This window comes from Streptomyces sp. NPDC051677 (genome assembly GCF_044453465.1).
GTDB lineage: Bacteria > Actinomycetota > Actinomycetes > Streptomycetales > Streptomycetaceae > Streptomyces.
This window is the reverse complement of record NZ_JBITCT010000021.1, coordinates 105,849-122,582: the sequence shown is the minus strand read 5'-3', so window position 1 is coordinate 122,582 and position 16,734 is coordinate 105,849. Positions and strand designations below refer to the sequence as shown.

At 69.2% G+C, this 16,734-nt stretch carries 12 protein-coding genes and 1 pseudogene; 4 read left to right on the top strand and 9 right to left on the bottom strand.

Translation table 11 applies throughout. The annotated features are described in order from the left end of the window. Positions 1-86 precede the first annotated feature (86 nt). A complete protein-coding gene (locus ACIBAF_RS24840) occupies positions 87-773 on the top strand; it encodes a TetR/AcrR family transcriptional regulator (RefSeq protein WP_399465737.1) in 687 nt (228 codons plus the stop codon). Positions 774-836: 63 nt separating this feature from the next. Here ACIBAF_RS24840 and ACIBAF_RS24835 read toward each other — a convergent pair whose 3' ends face one another. The 9 genes from ACIBAF_RS24835 to ACIBAF_RS24795 all read right to left on the bottom strand — a co-directional run bounded on the left by ACIBAF_RS24835 (position 837) and on the right by ACIBAF_RS24795 (position 12,560). Further along, positions 837-1,637, bottom strand: a complete 801-nt coding sequence (locus ACIBAF_RS24835; protein WP_399465735.1) for an ABC transporter permease — start codon at positions 1,635-1,637, stop codon at positions 837-839. A 5-nt stretch (positions 1,638-1,642) separates the two neighbouring features. Further along, complete coding sequence (locus ACIBAF_RS24830) at positions 1,643-2,446, bottom strand: ABC transporter permease (RefSeq protein ID WP_399465733.1); 804 nt, start codon at positions 2,444-2,446, stop codon at positions 1,643-1,645. Beyond that, entirely contained in the window at positions 2,446-3,441 is a 996-nt protein-coding gene (locus tag ACIBAF_RS24825; RefSeq protein WP_399465731.1) for an ATP-binding cassette domain-containing protein, read from the bottom strand. Before ACIBAF_RS24825 ends, ACIBAF_RS24830 begins: the two co-directional genes overlap by 1 nt. A gap of 132 nt (positions 3,442-3,573) precedes the next feature. After that, positions 3,574-6,450 carry a glycoside hydrolase family 2 TIM barrel-domain containing protein gene (locus ACIBAF_RS24820; RefSeq protein WP_399465729.1) on the bottom strand — a complete coding sequence of 959 codons (2,877 nt, stop codon included), beginning with the start codon at positions 6,448-6,450 and terminating at the stop codon, positions 3,574-3,576. Positions 6,451-6,462: 12 nt separating this feature from the next. After that, the gene (locus ACIBAF_RS24815; RefSeq protein ID WP_399465727.1) at positions 6,463-7,359 is read right to left on the bottom strand and encodes a carbohydrate ABC transporter permease; all 897 of its coding nucleotides are present in this window, start codon (positions 7,357-7,359) and stop codon (positions 6,463-6,465) included. Continuing rightward, positions 7,356-8,321, bottom strand: a complete 966-nt coding sequence (locus tag ACIBAF_RS24810; protein ID WP_399465725.1) for a carbohydrate ABC transporter permease — start codon at positions 8,319-8,321, stop codon at positions 7,356-7,358. The genes ACIBAF_RS24815 and ACIBAF_RS24810 overlap by 4 nt, the downstream gene beginning before the upstream one ends. Positions 8,322-8,341: 20 nt before the next feature. Next, entirely contained in the window at positions 8,342-9,598 is a 1,257-nt protein-coding gene (locus ACIBAF_RS24805) for an ABC transporter substrate-binding protein (protein WP_399465723.1), read from the bottom strand. Positions 9,599-9,909: 311 nt separating this feature from the next. Continuing rightward, positions 9,910-11,163: an ROK family protein gene (locus tag ACIBAF_RS24800; protein ID WP_399465721.1), complete on the bottom strand. Its 1,254-nt coding sequence runs from the start codon at positions 11,161-11,163 to the stop codon at positions 9,910-9,912. A gap of 152 nt (positions 11,164-11,315) precedes the next feature. Beyond that, positions 11,316-12,560, bottom strand: coding sequence for an FAD-binding protein (locus tag ACIBAF_RS24795; RefSeq protein ID WP_399465719.1), 1,245 nt, complete (start codon positions 12,558-12,560; stop codon positions 11,316-11,318). Between the two features lie 195 nt (positions 12,561-12,755). On the opposite strand from ACIBAF_RS24795, the gene ACIBAF_RS24790 reads away from it, so the two are divergent. From ACIBAF_RS24790 to rsgA, 3 genes and pseudogenes are all read left to right on the top strand, one after another. Then, positions 12,756-14,075 (top strand): radical SAM protein, encoded by a 1,320-nt coding sequence (locus ACIBAF_RS24790; protein WP_399465717.1) that lies wholly within the window; start codon positions 12,756-12,758, stop codon positions 14,073-14,075. A 246-nt stretch (positions 14,076-14,321) separates the two neighbouring features. After that, a complete protein-coding gene (locus tag ACIBAF_RS24785; RefSeq protein WP_399465715.1) occupies positions 14,322-15,821 on the top strand; it encodes a cellulose binding domain-containing protein in 1,500 nt (499 codons plus the stop codon). A 268-nt stretch (positions 15,822-16,089) separates the two neighbouring features. Further along, positions 16,090-16,629, top strand: a pseudogene (gene rsgA / locus ACIBAF_RS24780) (GTPase RsgA); the annotation flags it as partial. Between the last annotated feature and the right edge of the window lie 105 nt (positions 16,630-16,734).

Below are 16,734 nucleotides of genomic sequence, written 5' to 3'. Positions count from 1 at the left end.
GCCGCGCGGTGCGGCCTCACCTTCGGTAAGCTACAACGAGCGTTGTAAAAAGTGCAACGGGCGTTGTAAGTAGCGAGGAGTCGAGAGTGGGCACAACCAACGAGAGCTGGGTTGACGAGGCGCGGCGCTCGCTCTCGCCCCGCAAACTGGAGAAGCAGATGGCGATCGCGAGTGCGGCCTGCACCGTCTTCGGCCGAGAGGGGTACGCGCGGGCTTCCGTGGACGCCCTCGCGGCCGAGGCCGGCGTCTCGACGCGCACGCTCTACAACCACTTCCCCGGCGGCAAGGCGCAGCTCTTCGGCGCCGTCGTCACCTGGACGTCCGGCGAGGTCAAGGACGCACAACTCGCCTGCCTGCACGCCGTGCTGGACCCCGATCGGCCCCCTCGGCCGCAGGACCTGGAGCGTGACCTCGTCGCCCTCGCCCGGGGCTTCGTCGGCCTCATGGCCCAGTACCCGAATCACTTCGCCCTCGTCCGCCACATCCATGCCGAGGCCGACCACGTCCCACGCGAGGTGCTCGACGCCTGGCGGGACGCGGGGCCGGGCCCCGTCGGCCGCGCCCTGGCCGAGGCGATGGAGGGCCTCGCCGCCGCCGGTCTGCTCGACGTGCACGGTGACGCGACCCTCGCGGCGACGCACTTCACGGCGCTGGTCTCCCACTCGATCACCCAGCGCTCCCACTACGGGGTGCTGCCGCTGCCGAAGGAGGAGACCGAGCGCCTGATGAGCGGCGGTGTCGCAGCGTTTCTACGGGCGTACCGCGCCGCGTGATCCGAGCGATACGGCCGAGGGGACGGGAACGTCAGCGGCCCGTGGGCCTCCGCGGCGCGGGCGTCATCCGTTCACCCCCGTGTAGTGGCTGAGGCTCCACCGCCACAGCAGCCGTGAGCCGATGTACGCGAGCAGGCCCAGCAGCGGGGAGGCCGCCGCCAGCCAGTAGGGGACGCCAGTGTCGTGGCCGTGGCCGGTCAGGACGGCGGCCGGGAAGTACGCGACGAAGGCCAGGGGAAGGCCGTAGGTCAGCAAGCCGCCCACTGCCTTGGGCAGCACGTTGAGCGGGTAGCTTCCGAACGTGCCGAGAAGCTCCTCGAGCCAGCTGCCCCAGTAGTCGGCGGCCGGGAAACGCAGGGCGGCGGAGGCTACCGCCGTGAACAGGGCGGCCTCCAGGAGCATGCCGCCGAGCACGGCCACGATCAGGTACGAGGTCCGGCCCGCCGTCCAGTCGAGGTGACTGCGACTGAGCGCGCCTGCCATCAGGGCCACCGCGACGGTCAGATCACCGATGGCATTCGTGGGGAACACCCGCAACTGGACCTGGAGATGTACCGGCATGGGCCGCACCAGGCAGACGTCGATCCTGCCTTCCTGGATGTAGTGACCGATTCCGTGCATCCGTCCCAGGAAGAGGACGAACAGACCGTGGGCGAGCATCCGGGTCGCCGGGATGAGCAGCACTTCCGAGCTGTCCCAGCCGCCCATCCCGCTGAAACGGGTCAGCAGCACGGTGGCGAAAACGATCACCGAGACCTGCCAGACGGCGCCGATCGCGACCATCATCAGAAACTCGGAACGGTATTCCAGCTGGGCCCGGAAGTTGAGACGCGTGATCCGCCACGCGAGACGTATGGCTTTCAAGCGCGTCAGCCCCCTTGCGAGATGACCTGCCGGGCGGCGAGTCGCCACACCAGCCGGGTGAACAGGGCCAGCACGACCACCCACGCGACCTGCACCAGCAGCGCGGGTCCGGCGTCCGACAACGGGATGCGGCCCACGTAGAGCGACAGCGGCACGCTCAGCGTGGCCTGGAACGGCAGGAAGCCGCTCAGCGTGACGAACCAGTCGGGGAAGAACCACAACGGCGCGTACACCCCGGACAACAGGTTCTGCGCGAAGATCAGGATGAGCATCGCGGCGCTGTTGCGCAGGGTGAAGAAACACAGCTGGTCGATGACCAGCATGACGTAGTACAGAATCCACTGGCCCAGCAGCAGACTCAGCGCGAACACCCCCGCCACGGCGGCCGACCCCGGCGGTTCCACGACCCCCGCCGCGAGACAGACCGCGAACCCGGTCAACGCCCAGGCCAGACCGTACAGTTGCTCGCCGAGGGCGCGCAGGGCGTAGTAGCGCTGGGGAGACAGCGGGCGCAGGTACCAGTAGACGATGGTGCCGAAGTGCATGTGCTGGATCACGCTGTCCCGACCCGCGTACTGGTCCAACTCCCGCAGCCGGGAGGCGAGTACGGCCAGCACGGCGTACGTGACGGCCTGGTCGCGGGTCATCCCGGCGGTGGTGCCGGTGTGGGCGTACAGGCCGTGCCACAGGGACGCCACCAGCACCACCTGGACGGCCAGGCGGAGCAGGACGGCGGTCATCCGGGGCGGGGTGTGCAACTCGCCGAGCGGGGTGACGCGCGCGGCGCGCCAGGCGTGCAGGGCCGCCATCACATGTCCCCGGCCTGCACGTACGCGGCCCGCATCACGTCCTCCAACTCGGCCTCGTCCAGGGCGATGTCCGTCACCTCGTACCGCTCGATGACCGACTTCAGCGCCTGGTGCACGGTCGGCGCGCCGGATCCGTCCGGGCCGAACACCACCCGTGAGCCCTCGTGCCGCAGAACCGCGATCCCCGGCAGTGCCACGACCTCGGCGTGCGGGTCGGCGAGAGTGGCCCGCACCTGCCAGGTGGAGCCGAACGTGCGGCGGATCTCGTCGAGGGTGCCGTCCAGGACCAGCCGTCCGTGGTTGATCAGCACGACGCGCTCGGCGAGGCGTTCCACCTCCGTCATGTCGTGCGTGGTCAACAGGACGGTACGGCCGCGCTGTTCGACCTGGTGCCGAAGAAACTCGCGGACCTGCTCCTTCACCACCACGTCCATCCCGATCGTGGGCTCGTCGAGGAAGACGACGGGCGGGTCGTGCAGCAGCGCCGCCGCGAGGTCGCAGCGCACCCGCTGGCCGAGGGAGAGGTGGCGCACCCGGGTGTCCCAGAACGAGGAGAGCTCCAGAAGGTCGTCGAACTCCTTCAGACGTGCGGCGTGTTCGGCCTTCGGCACCTCGTAGATGTCGCGCAGGATCGCGAACGACTCGCGCACCGGCAGGTCCCACCACAACTGGGTGCGCTGTCCGAAGACCGCGCCGATGTTGCGGGCGTTGCGCTCCCGCTCCCGGTACGGCGCCACGCCCGCGACGCGTGCCTCGCCGGAGGTGGGGGTGAGGATGCCGGTGAGCATCTTGATGGTGGTGGACTTTCCGGCGCCGTTCGGGCCGAGCAGGGCGAGGAGCTCGCCCGCGGCCACGCTGAAGGTGATGTCGCAGACGGCGTGCTTGGCGACCCGCTCCGGGTTGACCAGCGAACGCAGGCCCCCCACGAGGCCTGGCCGACGGACGGTGGTGTGGAAGGTGCGGGACAGGCCGCGCACCTCGATGCTGCCGATCACTCGTTCAACCTCCAATGAAGCGCGGCCGGCCGGCCGCGGGAGACGTCATCACCGTGTCGGAATGTGGATCAAAAGGTCAATCGATTAATCGATTCAAGTCACGGATCGGACTTTCTTGATCGGACCTGCTGGTCAACCGGTTGCCGTGAAGACGAACGAGAACTCGGCGGGCGCCGCGTTCAGGAAGTACTGCGGCAGCGGGCCCGGCCCGCAGGACTGGGAGCCGAGACCGTGCTGACCGTGGTCCAGGTTGACCCACACCGTCCCGCCCGGCACGAGGTCGGATCGATGCCGGGCGGCGTCCAGCTGCTCGCTCGTCCAGCGTCGCGCCGTGAACCAGAACTCCGGGTCGCCTTCGATGCGCAGCCCGCCGAGCTCCGCCCAGCGGACGTCGGCGCGGGCGCCGTTCTCCTGCGGACGGACGTACGGCGTCTGCAGGTCGTCGACCGTCGACTGCCAGCGGCCGATGCTCGACGCTGCCCTGCTGTCCGGATACGCCTCGCCGGGGCCGCCGCCGAACCACGTCAGCCGGTCGGCCTCGGAGAGCCCGAAGCGGACGCCGAGGCGGGGCAGCGGCACCGTCCAGTCGCCCTCGGGGGTCACGGACACGGTCAGCTGTACCCGGTCGCCGTCCGACGACCATCTGTACACCGTCGACAGGCCCACCTCCCAGGCGGCCGGCGCCACCCGGGTCCGTACCGTCAGCGCGTCCTGGCCGACCTCGACCGCGTCCAGCCGGTGCCGCATCCGGTGCAGGCCCAGCTTGCGCCAGAGCACGCCGTGCCGGACGTCCGACTGCCAGGGCGCGCCGTCGTCGTTGTCGGTGGTCGCCCGCCACACGTCCAGACGCAGCCCGGTCACCTCCACCGAGCCGATGGTCCGCAGCTCGCCGGTGCGGGCGTCGAACGAGGCCGGGCCCAGGGTGATGAGCCGTTCGCCGACGACCGGGCCGGCGCTCGCGGTGACCGACGGCGCCGTACGTGCGGTCACGGGGACTTGGCCCCACGCCACCACATGCCCTTCGGACGCCCAGGCGGTGTCCTCGGCCAGCAGCGCCCGGACGGTCCAACCCGTCTCCGCGTCGGCCGGGATGTCGGTCGGCGGCTCCGGCAGCTTGGCGTCGGCCGACTCGCCCGCCGCGAGCGCCGGCACCGCCAGGTCGCCCGCCGCGACGGTCTCGCCGTCCACCTGGAACGCCCAGGTGAAGGCCAGAGCCGACAGGTCGGCGAAGTCCTGCTTGTTGGTGACGCGGACGGTGCCGTCCTCGGCCCCTTCGAGGGCTACCGGCTCGATCACCTTCTTGAACTCGACGAGGCCGGGGGAAGGGGTGCGGTCCGGCAGGACCAGGCCGTCGCAGACGAAGTTCCCGTCGTGCAGTTCCTCGCCGAAGTCGCCGCCGTAGGCGTAGCCCAGCTCGGGGTGCTTGACGCCGTGGTCGATCCACTCCCAGACGAAGGCGCCCTGGAGCCGGTCGTGCGCCTCGAAGATCCGCTGGTAGTCGGCCAGTCCACCGGGGCCGTTGCCCATGGCGTGGGCGTACTCGCAGAGGATGAAGGGCAGTCGGCGTCGGCGCAGCGTGCCGCCGTCCAGGCCCCGGCCGATCCGCTCGACCTCCTCGTGGAACGCGTACATGCGTGAATAGACGTCCGTGTCCCGGCAGTTGAGGTCGCCCTCGTAATGCACGAGGCGTGCGGCGTCGCGGCCGTGGATCCATTCGGCCATCGCGGTCAGGCCGCGTCCGGTGCCGGCCTCGTTGCCGAGGGACCAGATGACCACCGACGGATGGTTCTTGTCCCGTTCGACCATGCGGGCGGCGCGGTCGAGGAGGGCGGGCGTCCAGCGGTCGTCGTCGACCGGGTTGTCCCGCCAGTCCTGCTCGACGAAGCCGTGGGTCTCCAGGTCGCACTCGTCGATCACCCACAGCCCGTACTCGTCGCACAGGTCGAGGAAAGCCGGGTGGGGCGGGTAGTGCGAGGTGCGGACGGCGTTGACATTGTGCCGCTTCATCAGCAGCACGTCCTCGCGCATCGTCTCCAGATCGAGGGCGCGGCCTGTTTCCGGATGCCACTCATGCCGGTTGACGCCCTTGAAGAGGATGGGCCGGCCGTTGACCTTGATCAGGCCGTCCGCCAGCTCGACGGTACGGAAACCGATGCGCAGTGGGACCCGCTCGCCCTCCGTCACCAGCTCGCCGTCGTACAGCGCGGGCGTCTCCGCCGTCCACGGCTGCACCGGCACCGTGACCGCTTCCCCGGTCGGGACGTCGATGCCCAGGGCGGGCACGGTCACCCGCCCGTCGACGTCGGAGTCGACGCGCAGCGTGCCCTGCGCCGAGACGTGGTCGTAGGAGGCGTGCACGAAGAAGTCGAGCACGCTGCCCGCCGGGCGGTGCAGCAGTGTGACGTCACGGAAGATGCCCGGCAGCCACCACTGGTCCTGGTCCTCCAGGTACGAGCCCGCCGACCACTGGTGGACCCGGACGGCGAGGATGTTTCCGCTGGGCCTGAGCAGATGCCCGACCGCGAACTCGTGCGCCAGCCGGGAGCCCTTGAACTCGCCGATGTCCGTGCCGTTCAGCCAGACCCGGGCGCAGGACTCGACACCGTCGAAACGGAGAACGAAACCGCCGTCGGAGACGTCGGGCCACCCCTGAGGCAGGTCGAAGACCCGCAGGTGGTCGCCGGTCGGGTTCTCGGTCGGGACGCGGGGCGGGTCCACCGGGAAGGGGTAGAGGTGGTTGGTGTAGACGGGCGAGCCGAAAGCGCCCTCGCCCTGCAGCACCCAGTGTCCCGGGACCGTGACCTCGGCCCAGTCCCCGGCGTCGTACCCCTCCTCGGCGAACGAGTCGTCCGCGGCGTCGGCCGTCGGCGACACGCGCAGTCGCCAACGCCCGTTCAGCGACAGCGACTTCGCGTCAGAGGACGCGTACCAGGCGCGGGGCGGAAGGGCCCCGGCGCCCGGCGAGACGTCTTCTACGTAACCGATGTCAGTGGTGGTGCGGAAAGACATCTGTCTCCTAGCTCAGCCCTTGATGCCGGTCTGCGCGATCCCCTGCACCAGCCAGCGCTGGAGGAAGAGGAACACGAACACCAGGGGCAGGATGGAAAAGGCGGTGGCCATGAAGATCAAATGGAAGATCACGGTCTGGTTGGTCATGTAGTTGGAGAGCGCGACCTGGACGGTCCACGAACCCGGGTCCTGGCCGATGACCAGCGGCCACAGGAACGAGTTCCAGCCGTTGATGAAGGTGATGGTCGCCATCGCCGCGAAGAAGTTCAGCGAGTTGGGCACCACGATGCGCCAGTACGCACCCCAGTAACCCAGTCCGTCCACGCGCGCGGCCTCCTCCAGCTCCTTGGGGAACCCCAGGAAGTACTGCCGGAACAGGAAACAGGTGAAACCGCTGAACAGACCCGGGATGATGAGACCCCGGTAGGTGTCCACCCAGCCGAGCGACGACACCAGCACGAAGCTCGGGACGAAGGTGACCGCCGTCGGCACCATCAGGGTGCCCAGGACGGCGTAGAAGACCTTGTTGGCGTGCTTGTACGGGATGCGGGCGAGAGCGTAGCCCGCCAGCGAGCACACCAGCAGGACGCCGATGGTGTGCAGCGTGGCCACGACCGCCGAGTTCCACAGGGACTGGGCGAACGGCACCGTCTCGTCGGTGAACAGTTCGCTGATGTTGCCCCACTGGATGTCCGTGGGGAAGAACTTCCAGTTCTCTCCGGTGATCTCGGCGTCGGTGGAGAGGGCGTTGCGCAGCAGAAGGTAGAACGGGACCAGGAAGAAGAAGGCGGCGGTCCCGGTGGCGATGTACAGGCCGGTGGAGCTCATCACGCCGCCGCCGCGCCTGGTGCGACGGGGCTTGTCCGGCGACGGAACGGGTTCCTGCACCTCGGGCATCGTGGTGGTCACTTGGACTCATCCCCCCTTCCGAAGCCCAGGAACTTGCCCTGGAGCAGGGTCACGGCGCAGATCAACACGGTCAGGATGACCGCGCCCGCGCTGCCGGAACCGTAGTCCTGGCTCTCGCCCAGGGCCTTGTAGTACAGCTCGACGAGGGGCGGACGACCCCATGTGGTCTTCGACAGGAGGTTGAAGAACTCGTCGAAGGCCTGATAAGCCGCGATGAGCAGCAGGAGGATCACCGCGGTGGACGTGGCGCGCAGCTGGGGCAACGTGATGTAACGGAACGTCTGCCAGCCCGGCTTGGCGCCGTCGATGGCGGCGGCCTCGTACAGCTCGCCCGGGATGTTCTGCAGCGCCGCCAGGAACAGGATCATGTAGAAGCCGGACTGCAGCCACAGTCGCGCGGAGACGATGACCACCCAGTACCAGGGCGGGTTGGGGTCGACCAGCCAGGCGATGTTCTCGACCCCGAACCAGCCGAGGACCGTGTTCATCAGGCCGAAGCGGACTCCGCTGAAGATGGACATCTTCCAGATCAGCGAGGCGGCCACGTAGCTGCACGCGGTCGGCAGGAAGAAGACCGAGCGGAAGAAGGCCCGCATGAAGCGCAGCCGGTTCACCAGCAGGGCCAGGCCCAGCGAGAGCGCCCAGGTGGTGGGCACGATGAACGCGGCGAAGGCGGTGAAGGTGCCGAGCGAGCCGACGAAGTCGTCGTTCGTCAGCATGTACTTGTAGTTCTCGAAGCCGACGAACTTGTCGGGTGTGACGGTGAAGCGGGCTTCGAAGAAGCTGAGCCAGAGACTCCAGAGGATCGGCGCGTAGACGAAGACCGCCAGACCGATGAGGAACGGCCCGGAGAAGAGCCAGAAGTTGAAGGTGGGGCTGCCCCGCAGACCCCGCCGCGGCTTGGCCGGTGAGGCCTTCGCCGGGGCGGGGCGCGCGAGGTCGCGCGTGTTGGTCGTCGACATGTCGTGGTCCGTCCCGCGGCCTATCCGAACAGCTTCTTGAGCTCGCGGTTGACAGCCGCGTCGGCCTTGTCGAGGGCGGCCTCCGGGTCCATGTCCTTGCGGACGGAGTTGGCGAAGACGTCCTCGAGCGAGGTGATCATGGCCTGGGTCCAGCCGATGTTGTCGAAGTGGCCGAACTCGTTGAAGAGCCGGACGCCCTCAGCGGCGTTGCCCGACTTGAGCTTGGTGGCGCTCTGCGCGATCGAGGTACGCGGCGGAATGTGGAAGCCGAAGGAGGTGGCCCACTCCTCCTGGTACTGCTTCTGGTCGATCCACAGCCACTTGACGTACTCCTTGGCGGCCTCGACGTTCTTGCCCTTGGCGTTGACGAACATCGACCAACCGCCGTTGTACACCGACTGCTTGCCGGAGTCGATGGTCTTCGGGAAGGGGAAGACTCCCCAGTCGTCGCCGAGCGCCTTCTGGATCGCCGGCATCGCCCACATGCCGCAGAACTGGATGGCGCACAGGCCCTGGTTGAGCGAGGAGGGGTCCCAGGACGCGGTCGGCGCGCCGAGGAGAAGGTGTCCGCTGGTGAACAGCTTGCGCATCTTCCTGATGCCCTCGATGACACCCGGGGTGTGGTAGGCGATCTCGTTCTTCTCGTTCAGGGTGTCCGCACCGGCCGACCAGATCATCGGGTTGATGACACTGTGCAGGTCGTCGCCCATGTACAGGCCCTTGACCTTGCCGGTGGTGAGCTTGGCGGCGGCCTCCGCCAGCTCGTCGAGCGTGGTCGGCACCTGGACCTTGGCCTTCTCCAGCATCGACTTGCGGTAGAAGAAGAACTGCGGGTCGTCGATCATCCGGACGCCGTAGATCTTGCCGTCGACCGTGTGCGACTTGATGTCAGCCGGGTTGAAGTCGCTCTTGACCGGATCGATGATGTCGGTCAGGTCCGCCACCTGACCGCTCTTGATCATCTGTATCTGCGGGTGGAACTCGAAGAGGTCGGGCGCGCTCTTGGTGAGCAGCGTGGCGAAGAGCTTGCTCTCGAAGTCGGCACTGGTGATCCACTGCGTGGTCACGTTGGCCTTGTCGTAGGCCTTCGCGTACTTCTTGATGGCCTGCTCGGTGCCCTGCTCGCCGTAGGCGTGGAAGAACTGGGTCAGGTTGACGCCCGAACCGGATCCGCCGCCTCTGCCGTTGTTGCCGCCGCATGCGGCGAGCGTGCCGGCCGCTGCCATACCCGCGGCGGCCCGGAAGAGTGATCGGCGGGACCAGTTGCTGTTGCTCATTGCCGACATGGTGACGTCCTTGTCTCGAGTACGGCTGCGGCTCAACGGCTTCAGCGCCAGATGGCTCGAATGGCGTTGCGGAGCGGGACGTTAACCTTCGGCTAAGGCTTCGGCAAGGGGTTGGACGAAGTCTGTTCGAAGCGTTGTGATCGGTTCGGGATGGCGAACGGCGGGGTTGGAAACGTGGGTGTAGAGCGGTCGCGGAACGGGTAACGCCGGTGCTTCAAAAGGGGGATGAGGGCCGCCGGTGTCAGGGGCCGGCGGCCCTCGGCCAGTGGGGTGATGCCCGTGCTGCCTGCGGTTTCGCTGGTTCACGCAGACGGTGCGATACGGCTCCTGGCTCGTGTGGGGATGGTGCGTTTGGCGTTTCTCTGCCCGACGGACTGCAGCGCCCCTTCGAGCGCGAACGTCGCCGCACCCAGACAGGCCGGGTCGGTGGGGATCGCGGAGAGGACGATCCGGTTGGCGGCCAGCGGCCGTTTCAAGGCGTGCCGGGCCACGGCCTCGCGCACCTCTTCGAGGAGGGGTTCCCCGAGCCGGGCGGCGACCCAGCTGCTCAGCACGACCACCTCGGGGTTGAGGACATTGACCAGGTTGGCGATGCCGGCGCCGAGGTAACGGGCGGTGTCCCGCACCACCTTGACGGCGATCGGATCGCCCGCTGCGACCCCGGCGGCCAGGGCGTCGATGGTGGCAGTCTGGTCCTCGGGATGCAACAGCGGGCTCCGCGGGCTGAGTTCACGCAGGTTCTGCATGATCCCGGGCGCGCCGACGTACGTCTCCACGCAACCGTGGTTGCCGCACCGGCACAGCCGGCCGTCGAGCACGAGCGTCGTGTGCCCCCACTCGCCGGCGCTGTTGCTGACCCCCCGGTGCAGTGCGCCGCCCAGCACCAGTCCGGCGCCGACGCCGGTGCCGAGGTTGACCACCACGGCGTCCCCGTGCCCGCGCGCCGCTCCGAACCACAGCTCGGCGACCGCCCCGGCGCGCAGCGGGTTGTCCAAGTACAGCGGATACGCGATGTGTTCGGAAAGCAGGTCGAGCAACGGCACGTCGTGCCAGTCCCAGTTGGGCGCGTACTCGGAGATGCCGGTGGCGCGGTCCACCTGCCCCGGCACGCTCACCCCGACGCCGAGCACCCGGGCGGCCTCCACCCCGGCCTGCGCGACCACCGAACCGGCGGCCGCGGCCACATGGCCGACCACCTGCTGCGGGCGGCTCTCGCCGGGCCGCATGTTCTCCTCGGCGCGGGCCAGCACGTTCAGCGCGAGGTCGAACAGCTCGACATGGACGTACGTCTCCGCGATGTCCACGCCGATCAACGCGCCCCCCGACGCGTTGACGGCCACGAGGCCCCGGGGGCGGCCACCCGCCGAGTCCTCGAACCCGACCTCCGTGATCATGCGGAGGTCGAGCAGTTCGCCGACGAGCGTGGCGACGGTGGCGAGCGAGAGACCGGTCGCGGCCGCGAGCTCCTGCCGGGAGGTGGGTGAGGCGGCGATGATCTGACGCAGCACCTCGTAGCGGTTCGCGGTGCGGATGTCACGTGATGTGCCGCGCTTCATGGAGCGTGCCCTCTCATCCCTTCCGTCCCCTTCCGTGCCGGGCAGGCCGGTACTGCGACGGCACCGGCGCCGCGTCAGGTTATGGGGTGCCCCACCGTTCGACAAGGGGTTAGGAAAGGGGCTTTATAAAGTCGGCGGAAGTCAGCTGGAAGTCACCCTTCCAGGACGTCCCGTACGAAGGCGTTGGTGAACTTCCCGGCCGGATCCAGTACCCGTGCCAGGGCCGTGAAGTCGTCGGCCCGGGGGTATCGCCCGCGCACTGCCTCGCCCGGCATCTGAAACACCTTGCCCCAGTGCGGCCGCGGCTCGAACGGATCCAGCGCGGCTTCCACCGCCCGCACCACCGGCAGCACGGCCGTCGTGTCCTCGACCCAGGTGAAGTGGAACGCCACGGTGTCCCGGCCGTAGGAGGGGCTCAGCCACTGTTCGTCGGCGGCCACGGTCCGCACTTCGCAGGTCTGCAGTACGGGGGCGACCGTCTGCCGTATCCCGTCGATCGCGTACAGAGCCTCGACGGCATGCCCGCGCGGCAGCAGATACTCGCTCTGCAACTCGTTTCCGCTGCTCGGGGTGAACTCCGCACGGAAGTGCGGCAGCCGCTCGTGCCACGGGCCCGGCGCCCCGAACTGCTCGGTGCAGTTGACCGCCGGCATGCCCGGCACCGGGTGCAGCGCCCGGTCGGCGGGCGTGGCCCACGGGAAGTCGCCCAGGGGCTCGTCCGTGCGCCGCTTCAGCCACACCTGCCGGAAGCCGGGCGCACCCCAGTCGGTGAACAGGCTGACGCTGTACGCGACTCCCGCGACCGTCTCGAAGTCCAGCCCCTCCAGGGGCAGTTCGGTGAACACGTGCTGCTCGACCCGGTAGCCGGGCTCCAGGTCGAGGACGAGGGCGGTGACCACCCCGAGGGCGCCCAGCGAGGTGACGGCTCCGCCGAAGCGCCGGTCGCCGCGCCCGATGACGACGGTGGACCCGTCGGCGGTGACGATCTCCACCTCCCGTACGGCGGCGGCGAGCGGACCGTTGCGGATCCCGGACCCATGGGTACCGGTCGCCACCGACCCCGCGACCGAGATGTGCGGCAGGGAGGCCATGTTCGGCAGCGCGAGTCCGTGCTCGTGCACCCGGCGCGCCAGCTCCGCGTACCGCACCCCGCCGCCGACCCGCACGGTCCGGGCCGCGGTGTCGACCTCGACCTCGCCGGCCAGGGCGTCCAGTGACAGCAGCACTCCGTCGCCGCCCGGCTCGGCGATCTCGTTGAACGAGTGCCCACTGCCCAGCACCCGCACCCGCTCGCTCTTCGCCACGAGCGAGCGGAGCGCGTCGAGGCGGTCCGGGCGGTGCAGCTCACCGGCGGCAAAGGTGATGTTGCCGGCCCAGTTGGTAACGGTTTCGGTCATGCCGTGATCCTTCCTGAGGAAACGGAAAACGGGAAGTCACGGCCGCAATCCAGTGGATCTGCCGGGAGGCGGCGCAGGCGGCACGGGCGCCGCGGGCGGCTTGGACGGCGCGCGGAGCGGGGCCCCGGTACGACGGCCGGGAGGGCGGGGGCATACCGTGAGGAATTCGTACGCCTGAGCCGGGAGGAGAGACGGATGGGCAGCCGTACCGCGCTGGTCGAGGATCTGATGGAGCGGTTTCCGCATGTTCCGCGGGAGGCCGTCTTCAAGGAAGACCTGCTGCGCGGAGGCGTGGCCTTCGACCCCTCCGCCCTGAGCGACAACGAGTCGGGGGAGGTCAAGCCGAAGTCGTACTTCATCTTCTCCTTCGACCACGGCACCCTGCCCGAGCTCGGAGAGGCCGCGCTGCGACGCCCGCCGGAGGAGATCATCCTCACCGGCGGACCGTACGACCTGCGGCGGACCGTGGTGTCGGTGCGCGTGAACCCGGCCTCGCCGTACCGTGTCGCGGCTGACGACGAAGGTCTGCTCGGGCTCTACCTCGACGGAACGCGCATCGCCGACGTCGGGGTGCCGCCGATGCCGGAGTACTACCGGCACAAGCTCTCCAACGGGAAGTCCGTCATGGAGGTCGCCCCCACCATCCAGTGGGGTTACCTCATCTATCTGACCGTTTTCCGGGTGTGCCAGTACTTCGGCGCCAAGGAGGAGTGCCAGTACTGCGACATCAACCACAACTGGCGCCAGCACAAGGCGGCCGGCCGGCCGTACACGGGCGTCAAGGACGTGGAGGAGGTCCTGGAAGCCCTGGAGATCATCGACCGGTACGACACCCAGAAGGCGTCCACCGCCTACACGCTCACCGGCGGCGCGATCACGAAAACGGTTGCCGGGCGGGACGAGGCCGACTTCTACGGCCACTACGCCAAGGCCATCGAGGAGCGCTTCCCGGGCCGCTGGATCGGCAAGGTCGTCGCCCAGGCGCTGCCCCGCGACGACGTGCAGCGCTTCAAGGACTACGGGGTGCAGATCTACCACCCCAACTACGAGGTCTGGGACCGTCGGCTGTTCGAGCTGTACTGCCCGGGCAAGGAGCGCTACGTCGGCCGCGACGAGTGGCACAAGCGGATCCTCGACTCGGCGGAGATCTTCGGCGCGCGCAACGTCATCCCCAACTTCGTCGCGGGAGTCGAGATGGCCGAGCCGTTCGGCTTCACCACCGTCGACGAGGCCATCGCCTCCACCACGGAAGGTCTGCGCTTCTTCATGTCGCAGGGCATCACGCCCCGCTTCACCACCTGGTGCCCGGAGCCCACGACCCCGCTCGGCAAGGCGAACCCGCAGGGGGCGCCGCTCGAGTACCACATCCGGTTGCTGGAGGCCTACCGCGCGACGATGGACGAGTTCGGGCTCTCCTCGCCTCCCGGCTACGGCCTGCCCGGACCCGGCCGCGCGGTGTTCTCCGTGAGTTCCTTCATGGACAGTCTTCCGGCGCAGGACGAGGCGACCGTATAGTCCCCGAAACCGGTGAGGAAACATGGCGCCGGCGTTGAACACACGGCGGTTCGCGTCCGTACAACAGGCCGGAGTAACGGGCGCGGCCGCCCTCTGCTGTCTTGTCCTGGTGTCCTGACATGACATCTGAACAGGGCGCTTGTCAGTTGTGTTGGAAACGTGAAAAGCTCTGCCTCTGCCGCGAGGTTCCCCCCAACTCCATTGCCGTCATGGTGAGTTGACCTCGCTTGTGGATGCAGGAGACCCATGCCCGACCTGCCGACCCCGAAGGACGCCGTCGAAGCCGCGCTGTTCTCCGAGTGCTGGGACGCCGTCCTGTCGTACGCCGACCTGTGCACGTCCGGCTCGACCGCGGCGAACCAGCTGGCCCGTGAGGCGTTCGCGCTCGGCACACGCGAGGCCCGCGCCGCCGAGGACGGGACCGCGCGAGGCGCCGGCCGCCGCTCGTCCCGGCTGCCCCGGATCCCCCTGCTGCTGACCGCCGTACGCGCCACGGCGGCCGCCTGGGAGGCCCAGGGGCAGGGCCACAAACTCGACCCCGATCTGCGCCTGTGGCTGAACTCGGGCAAAGCGGCGCGGTACGTGGGACCGCCCCTGAGTCGTCCCATCGCCCTGCGCGGCCTGCGGGACATGCAGGAACCGGACGCCGCCCTGCTGTGGCTGGCGGAGGTGGAGGCGCTTCCGCTGCACGCCGTGGTCCGCCGGCAGGGCCTGGACCCGACCGCCGCGGTGGAGGAGCTGAACCAGGTCCGCGGACTGTTCCGGGACCGCTGCCACCGCAACCACCTCGACACGCCGATGGACGCGGAGTGCCGCAGCTACGTCCGGCTCCTGGACGCCGTCACCCGCTCGCCCGCGGCCGACACGCCGCAGGACCTCTCCCGGCACCTCGCCACCTGCGTCGAGTGCGCCGAGGCCGCCGCCTGCCTGCGGCTGCACGGCGGCGGGCTGCCCGCGGCCCTCGCCCAGGGCGTCATCGGCTGGGGCGGCCTCGCCTACCTGGAGCGTCGCCGCCGGGCCTCCGAGGTGCGCCTCGGTCCCGGACGCCCCGAGACGCCCGACCCCGAGGGCGCGGCCGTACGGGCCGCTGCCGGCAGGGCGCGCGTGCGGCGCAACGCGCTTCTCGTCGCCGCCGTCCTCGTCTCCGGGCTGGCGCTCGCCGTGTCGATGATGCCCGGCGACAGCGGCGGTGACAGCGTTGCCCAGGGCGGCCCCACCGACAGTACCCCGGTGGCCGGACCCGGCCCCGCCCTGCCGTCCGCCACGCCCGACACCTCCGCCGCGCCTTCCTCGTCCGACCCGAAGCCGTCCGTCGGCGCGACGGCGTCGGCGAGAGGCGGCGACGACACCGGCAGGACCGACCCGGAGCCCCAGGGCACCTCCTCGTCCACCGCCGGTACCGGCGCGGGCGCCGGGGGGAGCGCGGACGCGGCGGCCTGCGAGGTCCGCTACGACCTCGTCAACCAGTGGCCGGACGGCTTCCAGGCCACCGTCACCGTCACCACCTCCGACGCGCTCGACGCCTGGCGGGTGGCCTGGTCCTTCCGCGACGGCCAGCGGGTCGACCAGATGTGGGACGCGAGCCTCGCCCAGAACGGCTCCCGGGTCACCGCGACCGCGGCGGACTACAACCGGACCGTCGCGGCCAACGGCACCCTCAGCTTCGGCTTCCTCGCCTCCTGGCACAACAAGAACAGCGCACCGTACGCGTTCACCCTCAACGGGAAGACGTGCACCTCTTCCTGACGTGCCGTCACTGAGGTGGGAGGGAAAACAGGTGGCACCGGAATGCGGGCCGCCGCTAAGGTGAGGATCGCTTCACACGGCAGCCGTCGGCTGCCGTGGTCGGCCGGGTGAGAAAAGGGAGGTGTGACCGATGACTGTCTTTGCGAGGGCCGTTGCCCGCAACCAGAAGATCATCCACTCCACCTCCGTGGCCTCCGGCTGACCTTTCCCACGTCGCACACCCGATCGCGAGTGCGCGTGGCCGGGGCCACCCTGTGAAGGGTTTCCCTTGACTCTCTCCGCGTCTTCTCCTTCTCCTTCTCCTTCTCCTTCTCCTTCTCCTGCTCCTGCTCCTTCTCCTGCTTCGGCTCCTGCTTCGGCTTCGGCTCCTGCTTCGGCTTCGGCTTCGGCTTCGTCCCACCCCCTCACTTCCCTTGGCTGGGACGAGGGTTGGGAAACAGAGTTCGCTGCGCACGCCGAGCAGGGCCTCGTCCCCGGCCGAGTCGTACGGGTCGACCGCGGACTGTGCGACGTCGTCACCCCGACCGGCACGGTGCGCGCCGACACCGAGTTCGTCGTTCCCCGTGACCCGATGAAGGTCGTGTGCACGGGGGACTGGGTCGCCGTCGACCCTGACGACAGTGACCCCCGGTACGTGCGGACACTCCTGCCTCGCCGTACCGCGTTCGTCCGTTCCACGTCCTCCAAGCGGTCCGAGGGACAGATCCTCGCGGCCAACGTCGACCACGCCGTCGTCGCGATGTCCCTGGCCGTCGAACTGGACCTCGGACGCGTCGAGCGGTTCCTGGCCCTGGCCTGGGAGTCCGGCAGGACCTGGGAAGCGATCACCTGCACACTTGGACAGTCTCTTGGGAAACCCCTCTCGCGTCCGAATGCCGTACCTTGGGCTCGCTCATCAGGAACGCTGGTGCCC